11 protein-coding genes and 2 pseudogenes are annotated in these 22,478 nt (G+C 59.3%); 8 read left to right on the forward strand and 5 right to left on the reverse strand.

Annotation, left to right across the window (positions count from 1 at the left end):
- Window positions 1-21: 21 nt before the first annotated feature.
- The 3 genes and pseudogenes from K5K95_RS11060 to K5K95_RS33565 all read right to left on the reverse strand — a co-directional run.
- Complete coding sequence (locus K5K95_RS11060; RefSeq protein ID WP_222589468.1) at window positions 22-1,764, reverse strand: potassium/proton antiporter; 1,743 nt, start codon at window positions 1,762-1,764, stop codon at window positions 22-24.
- A 249-nt stretch (window positions 1,765-2,013) separates the two neighbouring features.
- A complete protein-coding gene (locus K5K95_RS33560; protein ID WP_409999724.1) occupies window positions 2,014-2,886 on the reverse strand; it encodes a methyl-accepting chemotaxis protein in 873 nt (290 codons plus the stop codon).
- A 30-nt stretch (window positions 2,887-2,916) separates the two neighbouring features.
- Window positions 2,917-3,816 (reverse strand): annotated as a pseudogene (locus tag K5K95_RS33565) (MCP four helix bundle domain-containing protein); the annotation flags it as partial.
- 97 nt (window positions 3,817-3,913) lie between these two features.
- On the opposite strand from K5K95_RS33565, the gene K5K95_RS11070 reads away from it, so the two are divergent.
- From K5K95_RS11070 to K5K95_RS33575, 4 genes and pseudogenes are all read left to right on the forward strand, one after another.
- Entirely contained in the window at window positions 3,914-4,144 is a 231-nt protein-coding gene (locus K5K95_RS11070; RefSeq protein ID WP_090176480.1) for a hypothetical protein, read from the forward strand.
- Entirely contained in the window at window positions 4,141-4,443 is a 303-nt protein-coding gene (locus K5K95_RS11075) for a cell division protein ZapA (RefSeq protein WP_222589470.1), read from the forward strand. The genes K5K95_RS11070 and K5K95_RS11075 overlap by 4 nt, the downstream gene beginning before the upstream one ends.
- 262 nt (window positions 4,444-4,705) lie before the next feature.
- Window positions 4,706-5,584 (forward strand): annotated as a pseudogene (locus tag K5K95_RS33570) (cache domain-containing protein); the annotation flags it as partial.
- Window positions 5,585-5,788: 204 nt separating this feature from the next.
- Complete coding sequence (locus K5K95_RS33575) at window positions 5,789-6,496, forward strand: methyl-accepting chemotaxis protein (protein ID WP_409999725.1); 708 nt, start codon at window positions 5,789-5,791, stop codon at window positions 6,494-6,496.
- Window positions 6,497-6,620: 124 nt separating this feature from the next.
- Here K5K95_RS33575 and K5K95_RS11085 read toward each other — a convergent pair whose 3' ends face one another.
- Together K5K95_RS11085 and putA are read right to left on the reverse strand one after the other, a co-directional pair.
- Entirely contained in the window at window positions 6,621-8,423 is a 1,803-nt protein-coding gene (locus K5K95_RS11085) for an acyl-CoA dehydrogenase (protein WP_222589472.1), read from the reverse strand.
- Window positions 8,424-8,668: 245 nt separating this feature from the next.
- The gene (gene putA / locus K5K95_RS11090) at window positions 8,669-12,619 is read right to left on the reverse strand and encodes a trifunctional transcriptional regulator/proline dehydrogenase/L-glutamate gamma-semialdehyde dehydrogenase (RefSeq protein WP_222589473.1); all 3,951 of its coding nucleotides are present in this window, start codon (window positions 12,617-12,619) and stop codon (window positions 8,669-8,671) included.
- 463 nt (window positions 12,620-13,082) lie between these two features.
- Here putA and putP point away from each other — a divergent pair, with 463 nt between their 5' ends.
- The 4 genes from putP to K5K95_RS11110 all read left to right on the forward strand — a co-directional run bounded on the left by putP (window position 13,083) and on the right by K5K95_RS11110 (window position 22,478).
- Entirely contained in the window at window positions 13,083-14,567 is a 1,485-nt protein-coding gene (gene putP / locus K5K95_RS11095) for a sodium/proline symporter PutP (protein WP_222589474.1), read from the forward strand.
- A gap of 366 nt (window positions 14,568-14,933) precedes the next feature.
- The gene (locus K5K95_RS11100) at window positions 14,934-16,967 is read left to right on the forward strand and encodes a type VI secretion system tip protein VgrG (protein ID WP_222589475.1); all 2,034 of its coding nucleotides are present in this window, start codon (window positions 14,934-14,936) and stop codon (window positions 16,965-16,967) included.
- The gene (locus K5K95_RS11105) at window positions 16,957-17,694 is read left to right on the forward strand and encodes a DUF4123 domain-containing protein (RefSeq protein WP_222589476.1); all 738 of its coding nucleotides are present in this window, start codon (window positions 16,957-16,959) and stop codon (window positions 17,692-17,694) included. Before K5K95_RS11100 ends, K5K95_RS11105 begins: the two co-directional genes overlap by 11 nt.
- A complete protein-coding gene (locus K5K95_RS11110) occupies window positions 17,694-22,478 on the forward strand; it encodes an RHS repeat-associated core domain-containing protein (protein ID WP_222589477.1) in 4,785 nt (1,594 codons plus the stop codon). Before K5K95_RS11105 ends, K5K95_RS11110 begins: the two co-directional genes overlap by 1 nt.

Here is a 22,478-nt window from a genome sequence, read left to right on the forward strand (position 1 = left end):
AAACGAGACGAAGTGTGGAGTTTAGAGGAACAAGCCGGGACCCGGGCGACTTCCTTCGGGGAATCTGACGCCCACTTTGCCGATCTTGTTCCCGTCCATGACCGCGACGGTCCAGATGGTGTTGTTCCACTCCACCTGGTCACCGACAACGGGTGCGCCACCGACTTTCTGTGCGATGAAGTGCCCCAGGGACATGTCCGGATCGATGCCTTCGACTTTCAACCCGTACAGGGCCGCAACCGCGGCCAGCTGGGCGTCTCCTTCGAGCACGAAGTCGCCGAAGAAACGCAAATCCAGCCCGCGTTGCGGTGCCTGGCTGAAGAGTTTTCCCAGCGCCGGAAGGTTATGTTCATGGCCGATAACGCAGAGCAAATCATCGACCTCAAGCACCGTACTACCCGACGGATGGAGCAGTTGCTGGCCACGAAACAGTGCAGCGATGCGAGTGCCTTCCGGCATTTTCAGCTCGCGAAGGGGCGAACCGATGCACCATTTTTCCGGGCCCAGGCGATAAACGAACAGTTCCCACTCGCTGGTGACATGCACTTCCAGCGCAGAACGGGAGATCGGTGCCGGCTCCGGCGGGACGGTGACTTTTAACAGTTTTGCCACCCACGGCAGGCTCGTGCCTTGCACCAGCAGGGACACCAGCACAATAAAGAAGGCGAGGTTGAAGTAGAGCTGGGCATGGGGCAGCCCGGCCATCAGCGGGAACACCGCCAGAATGATCGGGACCGCGCCGCGCAATCCGACCCAGGAGATAAATGCTTTCTCGCGTCCGTGGAAGGCTTTGAACGGCAGCAGGCCGACCAGCACCGACAACGGCCGCGCAAACAGAATCATCCACAGCGCCAGCCCAAGAGCGGGCAGGGCGATGGGCAGCAGGTCATGCGGGGTCACCAGCAACCCCAGCACCAGGAACATGCCAATCTGCGCCAGCCAGGCCATGCCGTCGAGCATGTGCAGGATGCCATGGCGACTGCGCACCGGACGGTTGCCGATGACCAGGCCACAGAGATAGACGGCGAGGAAGCCGCTGCCGTGCAGAGCGTTGGTCAGGGCGAACACCGCCAGACCGCCGGCAATCACCAGAATCGGGTAGAGGCCGTTGGCCAGATTGATCCGGTTGACCAATTGCAGCATGACCCAGCCGCCGCCCAGGCCGATGATGGCGCCGATGCCGAACTCACGCACGAAATGCCCCAACAGGCTCCAGTGCAAGCCGGTCTGGCCGCTGGCGAGCATGTCGATCAGGGTGACGGTGAGAAACACCGCCATCGGGTCGTTGCTGCCGGATTCGATTTCGAGGCTGGCGGTGACCCGTTCGTTCAAGCCTTTGCCACCCAGCAGCGAGAACACCGCCGCGGCGTCCGTCGAGCCGACAATGGCGCCGATCAGCAAGCCCTGAATGATGTTCAGGTTGAACAGCCAGGCCGCGACCAGACCGGTCAGTGCGGTCGTAATCAATACCCCGACGGTGGCCAGCGACAGCGCGGGCCACAGTGCCACACGGAAACTCGCGACCCGGGTGCGCAATCCGCCGTCGAGCAGAATCACCGCCAACGCGAGGTTGCCGACCAGATAAGCCGTTGGATAGTTATCAAAGATAATGCCGCCGCCGTCGACGCCGGCCGCCATGCCCACGGCCAGGATAATCACCAGAATCGGGATGCCAAGGCGGGACGAAAGTGAGCTCACCAGAATGCTTGCACCTACCAGCAACGCGCCGATCAAGAACAGGCTGTTGATGGTCGTCGCATTCAAAGGCAGTACTCCAGAAAGCTGAAAGACGGACACAAACTGACCATGCAGTCTGCGTGCCAGCGATTCTAACCTGTTGAAATGTGATGCTGTCAAAAAGGTTTTGCAGCATTGGATATCAGGGGGCGTGATCGTTCCCACGCTCTGCGTGGGAATGCAGCCCGGGACGCTCCGCGTCCCAATACGGACGCGGAGCGTCCATTGAGGCATTCCCACGCAGAGCGTGGGAACGATCCTTCAAGGAGGTAACCGTTAAAGGCTAAACCGCCCAACCATGTTGTTCAGGTCCAGCGCCAACCGCGACAGTTCGTTGCTCGCCGCGCTCGTCTGGTTCGCCCCGGTCGCCGACTGCACCGACAGATCCCGGATGTTCACCAGGTTACGGTCCACTTCCCGGGCCACTTGCGCCTGCTCTTCAGCCGCGCTGGCGATCACCAGGTTGCGCTCATTGATCTCGACGATGGCACTATTGATCGTGTCCAGCGACAAACCGGCACCACGGGCAATGTTCAAGGTCGATTCGGCACGTTCGGTGCTGTTGCGCATCGAATTCACCGCGTGTTCGGTCCCGGTCTGAATGCTGCCGATCATGCGCTCGATTTCACTGGTCGACTGCTGGGTGCGATGGGCCAGTGCTCGAACCTCGTCCGCCACCACCGCAAATCCACGACCGGCCTCACCGGCACGCGCCGCTTCGATCGCCGCATTTAGCGCAAGCAGGTTGGTTTGATCCGCCAGGCCGCGGATCACGTCCAGAACCTTGCCGATGTCGCGGGATTCATTGGCCAGATCACCGATCAAGGTCGCCGTGCTCTGCACATCAGCGCTCATGCGTTCGATGGCACTGACAGTTTCCTGCACCAGATCACGACCGTCACCGGCCGAGGTGGTGGCGTTTTTCGAGGCTTCGGAGGTGCTCACGGCGTTGCGGGCGACTTCTTCCACGGCGCTGGTCATTTCGTTGACTGCGGTGGCAGCCTGTTCGATTTCGTTGTTCTGCTGAGTCAGGCCGCGGGCGCTTTCGTCGGTGACGCTGTTCAACTCTTCTGCGGCGGAGGCCAACTGTGTGGCCGACCCAGAAATCCGTTGCAGGGTGTCGCGCAATTTGTCCTGCATCTTCGACATGGCTAACAGCAAACGACCGGCTTCGTCTTCGCCGTCTACGGTGATCGGGCGAGTCAGATTGCCTTCGGCGATTTCTTCGGCGGCGCTCAAGGCATTGGCGATGGGCTTGGTGATGCTGTTGGTCAGCAACCAGGCGAACAGCAAGGTCAGGCCGCCAGCGATCACCAGCAAAGTGATGACCAGGTTAAAGGATGTCGAATACTGGTCACCTGCCTGGGTGTTGGTGGCGTCAACCTGTTGCGTATTGATCTCGAGTAACTTGGCGAGGGCGGAGTTGACGGCTTCTGAGTTGGAGAGCAATTCGGTGTTGAGCATCTTGCGCAGTTCATCGACCTGGTTATTGCGCGAGAGTGTCTTCATGCGGTCTTCGAGTTGGCGATACTGCGCCAGCAGTTGCACGTATTGATCGTAAGCTGCGCGTTCTTGGGGGCCGTCGATCAGCGGTTCGTAGACCTTCTGAGCATCGCGAATCTGCTGATTGCGCAAGTCAAACAGCTCGAAGGTTTTCTGCTGCACGTCCGGTTCGCGGTTGACCAGTAAACGGTAGGACAACACCCGTAGGCGCAGGGTCAGTTGGGTGAATTCGTCCAGGCTCTTGATGCTCGGGACACTGGTGGAGGCGATGTCTACGCCCGCTGCGCGAATCTTGCTCATCTGGTTCAAGGCAAACACCCCCAAAACCAGCATCAAACCGCCAATCAGGGCGAAACCGAGGAACGCTCGCGGTGCGATGTTCATATTACGAAGGGACATGGTGTTTACCGAAATGAGCGCACCCGTGCGGTGCCGAGACTGACGTATGGATGACTTATCGGTCATGCGACTAAAGTCTTGAGTGGCTGCGCGGTTTTGTCGCACGGCACGCCCGGCGACGAAGTGCAGGAACCAGATCCGCCAATCACAGTCTTTAAAGTTCGCGAGGAAGCTCATCTGCCAGGAAAATCAAGGCCTTGCGCCCCAATATCCCTGGCATCCGTGGTGACTTTTCTTTATCGTACGCGCCCTTTGAAAATGCCGGAAAATCAAAATGTTGGAAGCATCCCTAAGCCAATTGGAACAGCTGGTCAGCGACCTGGTACAACAGAACCAGAGCCTGCTCGCCACCAACCAAACCCTGAGTGCAGAACTGGCCCAGGCCAAGGATGAAAACGAGAGCCTGCAACTGAACCTGATGGAACAGGAAGAGAAACAAGGCGCCACCGCCGCACGCATCCAGGCCCTGGTTGAGCGCGTCAGCGCCGGCCCGGTCAGCGCATGAGCTACGGCGCCGCAGGGGTAAAAGTCGTCTCGATCCTGGGGGAGGACTATTCGATCAAGGCGCCGGCCGGGGAAGAGCAAACCCTGCTGGACGCCGTGATGATGTTGAAGGCTGCCCTGGCCGACACTAAAAGAAAGTATCCGACGCTGATCGGTGACCGCCTGCTGGTGCTGGCCGCGATGAATCTGTGTTCTCAGCAGATCGAAATGAAAAAGCAGCACAAGCAGGAACTCGACCGTTACCAAGAGCAAGTCAGCGCCACGGTTGAAGTGATCTCCAAGACGATCAATCAGGCCTGATCGGCTTTGCGCACAACCAAAGAATAAATTGTCGGTTGCGTTGTATACAATCGGCACGGCTGTTGCAGTGTTTCAGCCTCTTATTCTTTGGGGGTGCTCCATGCAGTTTTGGCGACGCAGTATTCAATGGCAGTTGATCCTGAGTATGGGCACCGCCCTGCTGGTCAGTATCCTGATCGTGATTGGCATTTATACCCTGGTGGTCAACCGTCTCGCCCAGAGCTACCTGGTCGAACAAGCGTTGCCGTCGAGCATTGAGGCGATGCGCAACGACATCGAGCGTATCCTCGTTCAGCCCCTCACCGCCGCCAAGGACATCGCCAGCAACAGCATGGTGCGCGACTGGTTGGCCGGGGGTGAAAGCAGCGCCCGGACAGACGCGTTCGTGCAGTACCTGGAAGGCATCCGCGCCGAGCACAAAGCGTTCACCGCGCTGATCGTCGGCACCGCTTCAAACCACTATTTCACTGAAAAAGGCCTGGACCGGACCCTCAGCCGTTCCAACCCCAAAGACGCCTGGTTCTATTCGTTTCTCGACAGCAACCAACCGCGCACCCTCAATATCGACAATGACACCGCGACCGGAGAATTGGCGCTGTTCATCGACCTCAAGGTCGAGCAGGCCGGTAAAACCGTGGGCGTTGCCGGGCTTGGCCTGAGCATGAAAGAGCTGTCGGAGCTGATCCACAACTTCAGTTTCGGCGCGCGCGGCAAGGTCTATCTCGTGCGTTCAGACGGTTTGATCCAGGTTCATCCCGAAGCGCAATACAGCGGTAAACGCACACTGGCCGAGCAAATCGGCGCGCCGGCCGCACAAGCGGTGATGGGCCACCTTTCTGGCTCAAAAGCAGTTGCCACCAACAGCAGCTTCGTACGCGACGGCGAAGATTATCTGGCGTTGAGCCTGCCGTTGCGGGACTTGGGCTGGACCCTGGTGGCCGAAGTGCCACAGGCGCAAATCTACGCCGAAGCCCGTCGCGCCATGTGGATGAGCAGCGGCATCGGTCTGGCAGTGGCGCTGGTATGCCTGCTGTTGGTGGTCTTGCTGGCCCGTGGGTTGGTGCGGCCGATTCGTCAGGTAACAGCGGCGCTGGTGGCCATCGGTAGCGGTGGTGGAGATTTGACTCACCGGTTAGATTCCAGTCGCGCCGACGAACTGGGTGACCTGGCTCGAGGCTTCAACCGATTCCTGGACAGTCAGCGCCAGATGATTGGCGAAGTACTGACCACCAGCGAGCGTTTGCGCACGGCCGTCGGCCAAGTGGCGCGAGTGGTGGACAACACCGCCGAACGCTCTGGTCGCCAGCAGGAAATGACCGACATGGTCGCCACCGCTGTCCATGAGATGGGCCTGACCGTGCAGGAAATCGCCCAGAACGCGGGTAATGCCGCCGTCGCTTCGCAGAATGCTCGCGATGAAGCGATGCAGGCGCGGGAAGTGGTGGGTGGGTCGATCCGGCATATTGAAAGCATGTCGAATGAAATCGGTATTGCGGCGGGTGCCGTGGGTGAGTTGGCCAATCAGGTAGCGTCCATCGATCAGGTGCTGGCGGTGATTCGCGGGATTTCCGAGCAGACCAATTTGCTGGCGCTGAACGCGGCCATCGAAGCCGCGCGAGCCGGTGACATGGGGCGTGGTTTTGCGGTGGTGGCGGATGAAGTGCGCACGCTCGCACGGCGGACGCAGGCGTCCACCGATGAGATTCAGCAGATGATCGGCAGCCTCAAGCAGGGTGCGGAGAATGCCGTTTCATCCATGCATTCCGGGCAGGCAGCGACAGGCACTGGAGTCGAGTCGAGCCAGCGCACCGGCGCGTCGTTGACGGCGATTACCGGTCAGGTCGAGCGCATCAGCGACATGAACCATCAGGTGGCAACGGCGACGGAAGAGCAGTCGGCGGTGACCGAAGAGATCAACCGCAACGTTCAGGGGATTTCCGATCTGGCCCGGGCGACGGCAGGCGAAGTCAGGGCTTGCCGTGAGGATTGCCAGACGTTGCAGCGGTTGGCCGATGATCTGGCGCGGCAGATGAGCAGTTTCAAACTCACCTGACCGATCGTTCCCACGCTCTGCGTGGGAATGTAGCCCGGGACGCTCCGCGTCCCTTCCGGAGCCGAACGCGGAGCGTCCGTTGAGGCATTCCCACGCGGAGCGTGGGAACGATCAGTGTGAGGGGTTAAAACCACTCATCCTGCATCCCAAGGCACACATCATCCCGCGCCTCAAGAATCGCCAACTCATGGTGGCAACCCGGTACTTCCCACGTCAGGAAATACCGCGCCGCCTGCAGCTTGCCTTTATAGAAGCTCACATCCGCCGCATTGCCTTTGGCCAACCCTTCCTCGGCACGAATCGCCTGCTCCAGCCAGCGCCAGCCAATCACCGTGTGCCCGAACACTTTCAGGTACAGCGCCGAATTCGCCAGGCTGCTGTTGACCTTGCCCTGACCCAGGTCGGTGAGCAAACCGATGGTCACCGCTTGCAGGCGAGCCACCAGTTTTTCCAGCGGTTCACGCAGTGCCGTCAGCGATTCGTATGCCTGAGCGCGCTCGGCGGTGTCGGCGATCAGCCGGATCAATTGCTTGAGCCCGGCACCTCCGTTTTGCGCCAGTTTGCGTCCCAGCAAATCCAGCGACTGAATGCCGTGAGTGCCCTCATGAATCGGGTTCAGGCGGTTGTCGCGGTAGTACTGCTCAACCGGATATTCGCGGGTATAGCCGTGGCCGCCGAGAATCTGGATCGCCAGTTCGTTGGCCTTCAGGCAAAACTCCGACGGCCAGGATTTGACGATCGGCGTCAGCAAATCCAATAGCTCATGGGCCTGCTTGCGCTGGTCTTCAGTCTCCAGCGTCGTGGTGTCATCGAATAGTCGCGCCGCATACAACCCAAGGTCGAACGAGCCTTCGACGTAAGCCTTCTGAGTCAGCAACATGCGTTTGACGTCAGCGTGCTGAATGATCGCCACCGGCGCAGTGTTCGGGTCCTTGCTGTCTGGCACCCGACCCTGCGGACGCTCACGGGCGTACTCCAGCGAATACAGATAGCCGGCGTAACCGAGCATCACCGCGCCCATGCCGACGCCGATCCGCGCCTCATTCATCATCTGGAACATGTAGCTCAAACCGTGGTGCGGCTTGCCCACCAGATACCCGACACACTCCCCGTTATCGCCGAAATTCAGCGCGGTGGAAGTGGTGCCGCGCCAACCCATCTTGTGGAAAAGCCCAGCCAGCAGCACGTCATTGCGCTGGCCGAGGCTGCCGTCATCGTTGACCAGAAACTTGGGCACGATAAACAGCGAAATACCTTTCACCCCGGCCGGTGCGTCCGGCAATTTGGCCAGCACCATGTGCACGATGTTTTCCGACAGCGGATGGTCGCCGCCCGAGATGAAAATCTTGTTGCCCTTGAGACGATAGGTGCCGTCAGACGCAGGCTCGGCGCGTGTACGAATATCCGACAGCGAAGAACCGGCGTGCGGCTCGGTCAACGCCATGGTGCCAAAGAAGCGACCGTCGATCATCGGTTGCAGGAAGCGCTGCTTCTGTTCATCGGTGCCGAAGCTTTCGATCAGGTTGGCCGCGCCCATGGTCAGGAACGGATACGAAGTCGATGCCGCGTTGGCCGATTGAAAATGCGCAAAGCAAGCCTGCGACAACAACGTAGGAAGTTGCATGCCGCCAGCGTCGAAACTGCGTGCCGCGTTGAGGAAACCGGCTTCGAGGAAGGCATCCACCGCCGGCTTCACTTCCGGAATCAGTATCGCCTGACCGTTTTCGTAGCGCGGCTCGTTCTCGTCGTTCTTGCGGTTATGCGGCGCGAAGAACTTCTCGGCGATGTTGCGCGCGGTGCCGATGGCAGCTTCGAAGGTTTCGCGATTGTGTTCGGCAAAACGCTCACGCTGGGTCAGGCCTTCTGCATCGAGGACTTCATACAGCTCGAAAGCCAGATTGCGGGAACTGAGCAACGTCTCGGACATGGCGGCCTACCTTTTTTTGGAATGGGCCGAGTCTAGGCGTGGGAATAAAGGCTGAACAGGATGATTGATGAGCGTGATGGTGTGGTGCGGGCACTGCTAATCAAATGTGGGAGCGGGCTTGCTCGCGAATTCAGCGTGACAGTCAATGTTGATGTCGACTGACACACCGCTTTCGCGAGCAAGCCCGCTCCCACAAGGGTTCTGCATTCTAGGCGTCCATTGCGGCTGCCTGGATTTGAAGCGGTTTAACCGATCGTCATCAAGCTCGCATTACCACCCGCCGCAGCCGTGTTAACGCTCAACGCCCGCTCGATCACCAGGCGCTCCAACGCAATGTTGGTCTCGCCTTGGGACAAGCCATGAACCCCGACAATCGCCCCGGCACGCTTGGCGACTTGCTGGCACACCGCACGCAGCTGATCAGAATGGCCATGATGCAGAACCGCATCAAACACCACTTCGTCCTTGGTCCAGTCGGACACCAGCTTGATCTTCGCCTGAATGTCTTTCGGCAGACGTGCGAACAAAGCCTTGGTCATGTCAGCGTCCGGCCAAACTGCCGAGCCGCCCACCGCCAATACCGCCGCCAGTTGCGTCAGCAGGTCGCCTTCGACTTCCGCCAGGCACAGCACGTGTTCACGCGGCAGGATGGCGTAGCTGTTGCGCTCGCCGGTCGGGCCTGCCAGAACGCGGGTGATGCCGCTTTGCGATTGCGCCGCGAACTGCACGCACAGGGTGCTCAGGTCGCTGAACTTGTTGCTGTCGGCCCAGGCTTTCAGGGCTGTCAGCGGTTTGCTCATGGCATCGCGCAGACGTACATCCGGCGCTGTGATCGCGTCGCCGCGAGCGAAGGACTGTTCAATCGCATCGGTAGGACGCGTCGACAGCAGACGGTACAGGTACAACGGACCGCCAGCCTTCGGACCGGTGCCCGACAAGCCTTCGCCGCCGAACGGCTGCACGCCCACCACGGCACCCACGATGTTGCGGTTCACGTAGACGTTACCGGCGTGGACGTTGTCGATTACCTTGGCGATGGTTTCGTCAATCCGGGTATGAACACCCAGCGTCAGGCCGTAACCCGAAGCGTTGATCTGACCAATCAATTGATCGATGTCTTTGCGCTTGTAACGAACCACGTGCAGCACCGGACCGAAAATCTCCCGTTGCAGTTCGTCGAAGCTTTCCAGTTCGATCAAGGTCGGCATCACGAAGGTGCCGCGTTTGACTTCTTCGGTATTGGCGATGGCCACCTGGTACACGCTGCGACCTTTGTCGCGCATGGCCTGGATGTGCTTCTCGATGCCCGCCTTGGCTTCGGCGTCGATCACCGGGCCGATGTCCACGGACAGGCGTTCCGGGTTGCCGAGACGGCATTCAGCCATCGCGCCCTTGAGCATTTCGATGACACGGTCAGCGGAATCTTCCTGCAGGCACAAGACGCGCAGAGCCGAGCAACGTTGGCCGGCGCTGTCGAAGGCGGACGACACCACGTCGATCACAACCTGTTCGGTCAGTGCCGAGGAGTCGACGATCATTGCGTTCTGGCCGCCGGTTTCAGCGATCAGCGGAATCGGGCGACCTTGTGCATCCAGACGACCGGCGACGTTGCGTTGCAGCAAGCGAGCGACTTCGGTCGAACCGGTGAACATCACGCCTTTGACCCGATCGTCACCGACCAGACGAGCGCCCACGGTTTCGCCGCGGCCCGGCAGCAGTTGCAGCACGCCTTCGGGAATCCCGGCTTCGAGCAACAAGCGCACGGCTTGAGCCGCTACCAGCGGGGTTTGTTCCGCAGGCTTGGCCAATACCGGGTTGCCGGCAGCCAATGCAGCAGCCACCTGGCCACTGAAAATTGCCAGCGGGAAGTTCCACGGGCTGATGCACACCACCGGACCCAGTGGGCGGTGGGCGTCGTTGGTGAAATCGTTACGTGCCTGCACCGCGTAATAACGCAGGAAGTCCACGGCTTCACGCACTTCGGCGATGGCGTTGGCGAACGTCTTGCCGGCTTCGCGAGCCAGCAGACCCATCAGCGGCTGGATTTCGCCTTCCATCAAATCAGCGGCACGTTCCAGAATCGCGGCACGTTCGGCGGGCGGGGTGGCCTGCCAGATCGGTGCGGCATTCAGGGCGCACTGGATCGCGTTGTCGACGTCTTCGACGGTGGCTTCCTGCACATGGCCGACCACGTCACGCAGATCGGACGGGTTCAGAACTGGCGCAGGAGTTTCAGTGCTGGAGGCGCAACCGAGCATCGGCGCGGCTTTCCAGTGGTTGTGAGCAGTGGCCAGCAGTGCGCAGGACAGCGAAGCCAGACGATGTTCGTTGGCCATGTCGATGCCGCTGGAGTTGGCGCGCTCGGCGCCATAAAGATCACGCGGCAGCGGGATACGCGGGTGCGGCAGGCCGAAGCCGCCTTCCAGCGTCGCCATCTGCTCGATGCTGGCCACTGGATCGGCCACAAGCTCCTGAATGGAAATCGACTGGTCGGCGATGCGGTTGACGAACGAAGTGTTCGCGCCGTTTTCCAGCAGGCGACGTACCAGATACGCCAGCAGTGTTTCGTGAGTGCCGACCGGTGCGTACACGCGGCACGGACGGTTCAGCTTGCCTTCGGAAACCTTGCCTACAACCTGTTCGTACAACGGCTCACCCATGCCGTGCAGGCACTGGAACTCGTACTGGCCGGGGTAATAGTTCTGACCGGCGATGTGGTAAATGGCCGACAGGGTGTGGGCGTTGTGCGTGGCGAATTGCGGGTAGATGACTTCCGGCACCGACAGCAGTTTGCGCGCGCAAGCGATGTAGGAAACGTCGGTGTACACCTTGCGGGTGTAGACCGGATAGCCTTCCAGGCCTTCGACCTGGGCGCGCTTGATTTCGCTGTCCCAGTACGCGCCTTTCACCAGACGGATCATCAAGCGATGACGGCTGCGACGAGCCAGGTCGATCACGTAGTCGATGACGTACGGGCAACGCTTCTGATAAGCCTGGATCACGAAACCGATGCCGTTCCAGCCGGTCAGTTGCGGCTCGAAGCACAGGCGCTCCAGCAGATCCAGCGACAGCTCGAGGCGGTCGGCTTCTTCGGCGTCGATGTTCAAGCCGATGTCGTATTGCTTGGCCAGCAGGGTCAGCGACAGCAAGCGCGGGTACAGCTCGTCCATCACGCGCTCGTACTGGGCGCGGCTGTAACGCGGATGCAAAGCGGACAGCTTGATCGAAATGCCCGGGCCTTCATAAATCCCACGACCGTGGGACGCTTTGCCGATCGAGTGGATGGCTTGTTCGTACGAGGCCAGGTACTTCTGGGCGTCGTGTTCGGTGAGCGCCGCTTCGCCGAGCATGTCGTAGGAATAGCGGAAACCCTTGGCTTCGAACTTGCTCGCGTTGGCCAGGGCTTCGGCGATGGTTTCACCGGTCACGAACTGCTCGCCCATCAGGCGCATGGCCATGTCGACGCCCTTGCGGATCATCGGCTCGCCGCTCTTGCCGATGATGCGGCTCAGGGACGACGTCAGGCCGGTTTCGTTATGGGTGGCGACCAGTTTGCCGGTCAGCAGCAAGCCCCACGTGGCGGCGTTGACGAACAGCGACGGGCTGTTGCCCAAGTGCGGCTGCCAGTTGCCGGTGCTGATTTTGTCGCGAATCAGCGCGTCGCGGGTGCCTTTGTCCGGGATACGCAGCAGCGCTTCAGCCAGGCACATCAGCGCCACGCCTTCCTGGGACGACAAGGAAAATTCCTGCAGCAAACCCTGAACAATGCCGGCACGGCCGCCGGCGCTCTTCTGATTGCGCAGTTTTTCGGCAATCGAAGCAGCGAGTTTGTTGGTAGCGTCCGCCATGGCGACCGGCAGGCGAGCCTGTTCGATCAGCATCGGCACCACTTCCGGCTCAGGGCGACGGTAAGCGGCGGTGATCGAGGCGCGCAGGACCGATTGCGGCAGGATGCTTTCAGCGAATTCGAGGAAGCACTGGTGGGCGTGATCCAGAGGCGCATCGACGGCTTCGTCGGAATCCTTGGTCAAACCACTCAGCTCGGTCAGGGTTGCACCACCCTCGAGTTTTTCCAGGTAATTGAAAATTGCCTGCTTGATCAGCCAATGCGGCGTGCGATCAATCGAAGTCGCGGCGGCTTTGAGGCGCTCGCGGGTCGGGTCATCTAGTTTGACCCCAAGGGTGGTGGTAGCCATATTTTTATCCTCATGTTTGCCACGACCGCGTGGCATCAGCTGGCGGCAAGATTAGCCGTGCAACCGTCGAGGTGCAACCGGGTGCAACCCTTTTTTTGTCGGAATAATAAGCAGCTCGTCAGGAAATAAATTCCGGTACGAACGTCCCGCTCCTGCTTGGTGCTTTTACTTCTAGTAAAGCCTCAGGACTGCGCTAAAAGGGAGCAAAAACAGGGGTTTTTCAGGTAAATCGGATTAGGTGCAACTTATTCTCGCGAAACTGGTTGCACCTTATTTGCTTTGTTGAATAGCATTCGCGCCCAAGGTGCAACCGGTCAAAAAAGACAGGTGCACCGGCTGATGGCTTTCCTGGGGAAACATCAGTCATAAATGCGCGAGGCTGGAAATCGTTTCAACAGACGTTGTCGTCTGTCGGCGTTTCACACTTCGCCGTACATAAAAACAAAGCCAGGGCATCACTCGAATGAGCGTAAGTAATCCAACCCTGATCACGTTCGTGATCTACATCGCAGCAATGGTGCTGATCGGCTTGATGGCCTATCGCTCCACCAACAACCTTTCTGACTACATTCTGGGCGGTCGCAGCTTGGGCAGCGTCGTTACCGCATTGTCTGCCGGTGCTTCCGACATGAGCGGCTGGTTGTTGATGGGCCTGCCGGGCGCTATCTACATGTCCGGTCTGTCCGAAAGCTGGATCGCCATTGGCCTGATCATCGGTGCTTACCTGAACTGGCTGTTCGTCGCTGGCCGTCTGCGCGTGCAGACCGAGCACAACGGCGATGCGCTGACCCTGCCGGATTACTTTTCCAGCCGTTTCGAAGACAAAAGCGGCCTGCTGCGGATCATCTCGGCGGTCGTGATCCTGGTGTTCTTCACTATCTACTGCGCCTCCGGCATCGTCGCTGGCGCGCGTCTGTTCGAAAGCACCTTCGGCATGTCCTACGAGACTGCGCTGTGGGCCGGTGCTGCGGCGACGATTGCCTACACCTTCGTCGGTGGTTTCCTGGCAGTGAGCTGGACGGACACCGTGCAAGCCACGCTGATGATCTTCGCCCTGCTGCTGACGCCGATCATCGTGCTGCTGGCCACCGGTGGCATCGACACCACCTTCCTGGCCATCGAAGCGCAAGACCCAGGCAACTTCGACATGCTGAAAAACACCACCTTCATCGGCATCATTTCGTTGATGGGCTGGGGTCTGGGCTACTTCGGTCAGCCGCACATCCTGGCGCGTTTCATGGCGGCCGATTCGGTCAAGTCGATCGCTAACGCCCGTCGCATTTCCATGACCTGGATGATCCTGTGCCTGGGCGGCACCGTGGCAGTGGGCTTCTTCGGTATCGCCTACTTCTCGGCAAACCCTGCCGTGGCCATGCCTGTGAGCGAAAACCACGAGCGTGTGTTCATCGAACTGGCCAAGATCCTGTTCAACCCTTGGGTTGCCGGTGTACTGCTGTCGGCCATTCTGGCTGCCGTAATGAGCACCCTGAGCTGCCAGTTGCTGGTGTGCTCGAGTGCCCTGACCGAAGACTTCTACAAAACCTTCCTGCGTAAAAGCGCTTCTCAGGTTGAACTGGTCTGGGTCGGTCGCGCCATGGTGCTGCTGGTTGCCCTGATCGCTATCGCGCTGGCGGCTAACCCGAGCAACCGGGTACTGGGTCTGGTCAGCTACGCCTGGGCAGGTTTCGGTGCTGCGTTTGGTCCGGTTGTGCTGATCTCCGTGATCTGGAAAGACATGACCCGCAACGGCGCACTGGCCGGCATCCTGGTCGGCGCGATCACCGTGATCGTGTGGAAACACTTTGAGCTGCTGGGTCTGTACGAAATTATCCCGGGCTTCATCTTCGCCAGCCTGGCGATCTACATCGTCAGCAAACTGGGCACGCCGACTCACGGCATGCTGCAGCGCTTCGCCGCTGCCGAGGCTGATTTCCGTCTGAACAAGTGATCGGGATGAGCTGATGCTCTGACCATTCACCGAGCATAAAAACGGCCCGTCTCCTGTTGGAGGCGGGCCGTTTTTTTTTGCCTGCACAAATCCTGAGATGTTGAGGATCCCTTGTGGGAGCGGGCTTGCTCGCGAAAGCGGTGGATCAGTTGACATAAATGCTGAATGGATCACCGCATTCGCGAGCAAGCCCGCTCCCACAGGATGTAGAGGTGAATTTGAGGGAGATGTCTGTAGCAAAACGCACTCATTTCTGAAGGAAAAATCTCTAATAAAGTAGGGCAAATCTGATTTTCCTGTCCCTCCCTCAACACCCCTTGTTGCTCATGCAGAATCGCCCGCCTTCATTCTGCAGAGACACATCGGATGTTCGCTCCTGCCAATCAACCGCGTTTCACGTTGACCATCGACGGCGTCCAGAATGAGCTCAAGGTACTTGAGTTCACGGGCACGGAAGCCATTAGCCAACCCTACCGTTTTGACCTTGAACTGGTCAGCGAACGACCGGACATCGAGCTTGAGAACCTGCTGCATCGTCAGGCGTTTCTAAGTTTTGATGCAGAAGGTTTCGATGCACAAGGCTCCGGCATTCACGGTCAGATTTTTCGGGTCGGGCAAAGCGATTCCGGGAAGCGTCTGACGGGCTACCAGGTCAGCCTCGTACCGCGACTGGCCTACCTGGGCCAGCGCATCAACCAGCGAATCTTCCAGCACAAAAACGTACCGGCGATCATCGCGCAGGTCCTCAAGGATCACGGCATCCAGCGCGACGCGTTTGAGTTTCAGCTCGGCAGCGACTACTTGCCTCGCGAATACTGCGTGCAATACGCCGAAAGCGATCTCGCGTTTATCCAGCGACTGTGTGCCGAGATCGGCATTCACTATCACTTCCAGCACAGCCCCAACGGCCACTTGCTGGTATTCGGCGATGACCAGACGGTTTTCCCTCGTTTGCCTGAGCCGACGCTGTACTTGCCGGGCAGCGGCATGGCGGCGGATGCGCCGGCGATCAAGCGATTCAACGTGCGCCTGGAAACCCGTCCCACGGCAGTAACCCGCCGTGATTACGATTTCCAGAAGCCGCGGCTTTCCCTTGAAAGCCGTGTCGACAGCGAACAGCGCCCGGTGCTGGAGGATTACCACTTTCCCGGGCAGTTCATTGATCGCGAGCATGGCAAGCAACTGACCCAACGCACACTCGAACGCCACAACGCAGACTTCCGGCAAGGCGAAGGTAAGGGCGACGATTCTGCGTTGGTCAGTGGACATTTCCTGCAGCTGGCCGAGCACCCGCACCAGGCCTGGAATGACCTGTGGCTGATCACCGTAATCGAACACCGTGGCCGACAACCGCAAGTGCTGGAAGAGTCAGCCACCAGCGACGACCCGGATGATTTCCAGGGTTATCGCAATACGTTTTTGGCAACGCCGTGGGACGTTTCCTTTCGCCCGCCACTGGGGCCAGACAAGCCGCGCATGCTCGGCTATCAACCTGCCGTGGTCACCGGTCCGGTCGACAGCGAAATCCATTGCGACGAGTCCGGCCGGGTCAAGGTTCAGCTCGCCTGGGACCGCGAGGGTCAACTCAATGAGCATTCCAGTTGCTGGCTGCGGGTGGCCACTGGCTGGGCCCACGACCGTTACGGCAGCGTACTGATCCCGCGAGTCGGCATGGAAGTTCTGGTCGGGTTTATCGACGCCGATGCCGACAAACCGCTGGTGATGGGTTGCCTGCCGAATGCGGCAACGCCGGTGCCGCTCGACCTGCCCGCCGACAAGACCCGCAGCATCTTCCGCAGCCAGAGCAGCCCCGGTGGCGGCGGTTACAACGAATTGCGTATCGAGGATCGCAAAGGCGCCGAGGAAATCTACCTGCGCGCCCAGCGAAACTGGACTCAACACGTGTTGAACGATCAACAGGTGCAGGTCGATAACGCCCGCAGCATTGTCGTCACCGGCATGGCTCGCCACGAGCTGAAGGCTGACGAGCAGCGCATCACTCATGGCCAGCGCCAGACCGAAGTGAAGCTCGATGATCACTTGGTGGTGGCCGGTGACCGGCACATTCGTGTGACCAGTCAGGCACTGAACGCGAGTCAGCAATTCCATGTCAGCGCCGGCCAGCAAGTGGTCATCGATGGCGGGGCCAGCGCGACGATTCAGGCCGGCGGACAGTGGATCAATATCGGTCCCGGCGGGATTTTTAGCAGTGTGCCGATTCAGGTGGGCGGCGCGTTGATGCCGGCCATGGCGGCGGCACCTGCCTCGCCGGACACCCCATTGAAACTCGCCGCCGCCCCGGCAGCACTGCTGAGCGCCGCGCAGATCCTCAGCCTGAAAAGCGACGCGCCGTTTTGTGAGGAATGCGAGCGCTGCAAGGACGGTGTCTGTGCAGCCTGATTGCGTGTCGCCTCATCAATGGCTGGAACGGCAGCCGCCAAAACCATCGGAACAACTCTTCGCGATTTTCAGTAATGCCAGCGCAGCCGAGCCATTCAAAGCGTGGCAGCGCTCGAGTTCCGCTCAGGCGCCGAGCCCGATCTGGGTCGACACCGCCTACGCCGAGTGGGAACCCGTCATGCCCTATGTCGGAATCGTCGCTGCGGGCAGTGAGTTTCTGGAATGGGTTGCCAGCACCGAATCTCGGGACTGGGGTTGGCTGGCGGTCTCTTCTGCCTCTCAAGACGTGCTGGTCGAGCATCTGCGCAGCCTCACTCAAGTGCTTTTACCTAATGGAAACGCGGTGTTTTTCCGGTTCTGGGATGGGCGTTATATGCGGCCGATTCTTCAATCCGGCGAAGTGAGTGCCACGCAGTTAATGCCTGTGATCGACCGTTGTTTGATCAATGGTCAGCCGCTCGATATCGGTGGAAGTGCGCTGAAAACTTCCAGGGTTTTTCCGTGGTGGGAAGTTTCCGAATCGCTGCTCAAGTACCTCTCTGACGAGTCCGCGACGACCCGCATTAACAACTTGCTGATGTGGCTGAGCGAGGATCGACCTGATCTTTATGAGGCGTTTTCGCCAAGCGTATTGCGCCACAAAGTCGCGACCTTTCTGCAGATGCCGGACCTGCCTCAAGCACCGAAACAAGCCTTGGTGGATTACCTGATGGCGGAGCTGAACTGATGGATCAGATTGTGCGGATCGAGCAGGAGCTCGACGGTTTTAAAGACACCTTGGTTTTGTATCGGCAGCAACTTGGCAGCTTCTTGAGCCGGAATGCGGACAAGGCCAGCCGGGCGATCGACATGCCTTCGCTGTTGGACATGGAGCGGCTGATAAAGCTTGGCGATACGACGACAGCGGTGAGTAGTCGCGACGACGATTTTTTCTCGGGTTTGGCGCGGTGTCCTGCAAGCGGAATTCTGGAGATCGAGAGCAAGTTCGAATCGGTTTATGACATTCCGTTGGGGAATATTTCGGTTGATGTGGTTGCCAGCGACGGCGGAGAGAGCACACCGATCAAGCTCGATGAGTACGGTAAAGGGCAGTTCGTAGGGACACCGGGCAAGTTCTACCGGGTTCATGTCCAGAGTGAAGTTACGCCGGATCAAATTGAGGATCTGTTCTCCTCTTACGATGGCCTGACCAAAGAACTGGAAACTTGGCTGCGTAAAGAGTGGGAAGGCTTCAAACCACAATGGTCACATTCGACTTTTGCCGCCGCTGGTAACGGACTGCTGGCGGGAAGTTGGGCGGCGGTCATGGGAGTTTGGGACGGTCTAAATCTCGTCTTTGACATCCTTCAAAATCCTGGCGCTCACCTTGAACGACTAGGCAGCAGTGCGCAGCAACTTATCGAACTGGCGAAGCAATCCCCCGCCGCGATGGAAAAAGCCTTGTTGCTGGCCAGTGATGAGGCGGCGCTTTGCCTGCTGTTTCGTGCCGCGAGTCTTTGGTTTTCGGCGTTACCGCCAAGTGAAGTTGTGGGTACCACAGCAGGGGCGGTCAGCAATGCAATTGTCTCGGTGCTGATCGATGTTTTGATTGCTTCGGCGCTGGTTTTTACGGGTGTCGGCATGCCCGTAGCCGTGGCCTATTTGAAGCTTCGTGGAATCAAGTACGGGATGGTGTTGGCCAATCTCGCAATACGTTTCGTCGAGGCCACTTTCAATATCCTCAACACCTTCATGAAGTATGTCGACCAGTACAAATCGGTCGCCGCGCGCGGTGTAGCGGCGGGTCTCAAAAAAGGTCGCATGCAACTGCGCTGGGATGCCAAGCGCAACACCACACTCAAGCAAACCGAGCATCACGACAACGTCCCGGTTCAAGCGAAAAACCCCAACGGCGACCCCGCCGATTCCGCCGACAAAACCGCCACCAACAAATGCCCGGTTTCGATGGTCACCGGCGAAGAGTTGCTGACCGTTGATGACGGCTCACTTAACGGTTTGCTGCCATTCGCGTTTGCCCGCCTCTACCGCACCAGCGCCGTGGAAATTGATTGCGGGCTGGGCTGGGGCTGGAGTCATTCGCTATCCCATCGACTGGATATCGACGGCGACACGGTCATCTGGATTGATCACGAAAACCGTCGCACCACGTTCCCGTTGCCGAATACTGCGCGCCCGGAAATTCACAACAGCCTCTCGCGCGCCGCGATTTTTCTGGGTGATCAGCCGGAAGAACTGATCCTTGCCCAAGCCGGTGACAAAGCGCGTTTCTATCACTTTCAGAATGGTTTTCTGACAGCGATCAGTGACGGATACGACAACCGTCTGCGCATCACCCGCGACAGACAGGGCCGCATTCAACGCCTCGACAACGGTGTCGGTCGCGCCTTGCTGTTGCGTTATGAACGCAGCCATCTGATCGCCGTCGACTACCAGGTGTTTGTCCCGACCCAGACGCTCAATGAACCCTGGAAGACCGAGCAGACGCTGGTCAGTTATCGCTACGACGAGCGCGATCAACTCATCGAAGCCACCAACGCCGCCGGCGAAAGCGAGCGCTACGACTACGACGATCATCACGTGATTCTGCAGCGGCAACTGGCCGGTGGGGCGAGTTTCTTCTGGGAGTGGGAACGCTCCGGCAAGGCGGCCCGATGTGTCCGCCACTGGGCCTCGTTTGCGCAGATGGACGCGCGTTATGTCTGGGATGACGAGGGCAGCGTCACCGTCCACAACATCGATGGCAGCGAAGAGGTTTATGTCCATGACGATAAGGCGCGACTGGTGCGTCGGGTCGATCTGGACGGCGGCGAACAGCTCAAGGCCTACGACGACCAGGGGCGGTTGATTGCCGAGCAGGGTCCGCTCGGCGCGGTGACTGAATATCGCTACGACGAAGTCGGACGGCTGGTGGCGCTGATTCCACCGGAAGACGAACCAACGTCCTACGAGTATCGCAACGGTTTTCTGCACGCGCGCTATCGCGGTGAAGCGGTGTGGAAATATCAGCGCAACGCTCAGGGCGACGTCACCGAAGCCACCGATCCTGACGGGCAGGTCACCCATTACCACTACGACGAAAAAGGTCAGTTGCTGTCGATCCGCTACCCGGATACCAGTCGGCATGTGTTTGTCTGGAATGGCTTGGGGCAGTTGGTCGAGGAAACGTTGCCGGACGGTGGCGTACGGCGGTTTTCCTACGATGCACTGGGTCGGCAGATTACCCGTCAGGACGAACATGGCGCAGTCACCCAGTCGCAATGGGATGCTGTTGGCCGACTGATCCAGACGACTCTTCCTACCGGCGCGAGTCGTGCCTACAGCTACAACGCCTACGGCAAGATCACCGCCGAACGCGACGAGTTGGGCCGCGTCACGCGCTACGAATACCTCGACGATCTGCACCTGGTCAGCCGACGCATCCATGCCGACGGCACCGAGCTGAAATATCGCTACGACAACGCGCAGTTGTTGCTCACGGAAATCGAGAACGAATCCGGCGAACAATATCGGCTGGATTACACCCCCGGCGGATTGATCCGACAGGAAACCGGCTTCGATGGGCAGCGCACGGCGTATGCCTACGACCTCAACGGCCATCTGCTGGAGAAAACCGAATTCGGTGACGACGGCTCGCAGCTGATCACCGCTTACGAGCGTGATGCGGAAGGGCGGCTATTAGTCAAAACTCTGCCCGACGGCATCAAGGTCCAATACCGCTACGACAGCCTCGGCCGATTGGTCAGCGTCGACGACGGCCACGACCATCCGCTGGAGTTCGAGTACGACCAACAGGATCGGTTGATCACCGAGCATCAGGGCTGGGGCACGTTGCGCTATGCCTACGATGCCTGTGGCCAGCTCAACCATCTGCGTCTGCCGGACGGCAGCAAGCTTGATTATCACCACGCCAAAGGCGGCGCACTGACCGCCATCGACCTCAATGGCGCGCGGCTCACCAGCCACCAGTTCGTGTTCGGCCGCGAACAGCAACGCCAGCAAGGTCAGCTGCTCAGCGACTATGCCTACGACGATCAGGGCCGTTTGAAGGCTCACGCTGTCAGTCAGCAACACCAAACGCTGTATCGCCGCGACTATGCCTACAGCGCCAACGGCAATCTCGACAGCATCGCCGACACCCGTCACGGCCAGCGCAACTACCAATACGACCCGCTCAACCGCCTGATCCGCGTCCGTCACTTGCGCGAGCAGCCGCCCGAAAGCTTCGCCCACGACCCGGCCGGCAACCTGCTGATGCAGGACCGTCCCGGTATCGCGAAGGTTGTCGGTAACCGCCTGCTCATGCAAGGCGACCGCCATTACCACTACGACGCCTTCGGCAACCTGATCCGCGAACGCCGTGGCACCGGACAAAAACTCGTCACCGAATACCGCTACGACTGCCAACACCGCCTGATCGGCGTCACCACCCCGGACGGTCGTTGCTCCAGTTACCGCTACGACGCCTTCGGCCGCCGCATCGCCAAAACCGTCGACGGCAAAACCACCGAGTTCTTCTGGCAAGGCGACCACCTCATCGCCGAAAGCAGCCGCGAACACTACCGCAGCTACCTCTACGAACCCGGCACCTTCCGCCCACTGGCCATGCTCGACGGCAAAGGCCCGCGCCACGCGTGCCCGTTCTACTACCAACTCGACCACCTCGGCACACCGCAGGAACTGACCGATTTTGGTGGCGAGATCGTCTGGTCAGCGAAGTACAACGCCTACGGCAAAGTCACTCACCAGACGTTCGGCGGCGGCGAGCAACTTGAACAACCGTTACGGTTTCAGGGCCAATACTTCGACGCCGAGAGCGGCCTGCACTACAACCGGCATCGGTACTATGATCCAGAGATCGGCCGCTACCTGACGCCGGACCCGGTGAAGTTGGCGGGTGGGCTGAACCAGTATCAATACACGCCGAATCCGACGGGGTGGATTGATCCGTTGGGGTTGAGCGGGAATTGCCCGCCACCGAATAAGCCAGGGTGTGGGGCGCCGGATGATACGACTGGCGTTAAGGTTGATGAGGGTGAGCCGGCGCTGCCGAAGCTGACGGGAGATCAGCGAAGAGCGCGTATCGATGAGCTGGCGGAAGCGAATGCATATCGACGTTTAGATGAGATGGAAAGGGCCACTCCAGGTGCTCATTTTCTAGAAAAACATGGCAAGCAAACTAGTTTGGCGTCGCAACGTGAGCGAGTAATGACCGGACGAAACCCTACAACGGGAGTTATTGAAAGATACACAAGCGGGAGAAGGGCTGGTCAGCCAAAGATCCCTAGTGCTGCGACACGTTTTATTAGTTATAGAGATCAGTTGAACGCTATTCATCGTGCTCAGCTAATATTCAGGCGTAATGGTCATGCGGCATCTAAAGAGCCAATGAATATGGGTAAGCAAATAGGCGAGGGGTACAAACGAGATGGTTTGGTCTATGGCAAACAAACAGACGCAGTCGCCATACTAGATGGAGCCGGTGCTCCTATAACAACTTATGCGGATTTTTGA

This window comes from Pseudomonas sp. DR48 (assembly GCF_019823085.1).
Lineage (GTDB): Bacteria > Pseudomonadota > Gammaproteobacteria > Pseudomonadales > Pseudomonadaceae > Aquipseudomonas.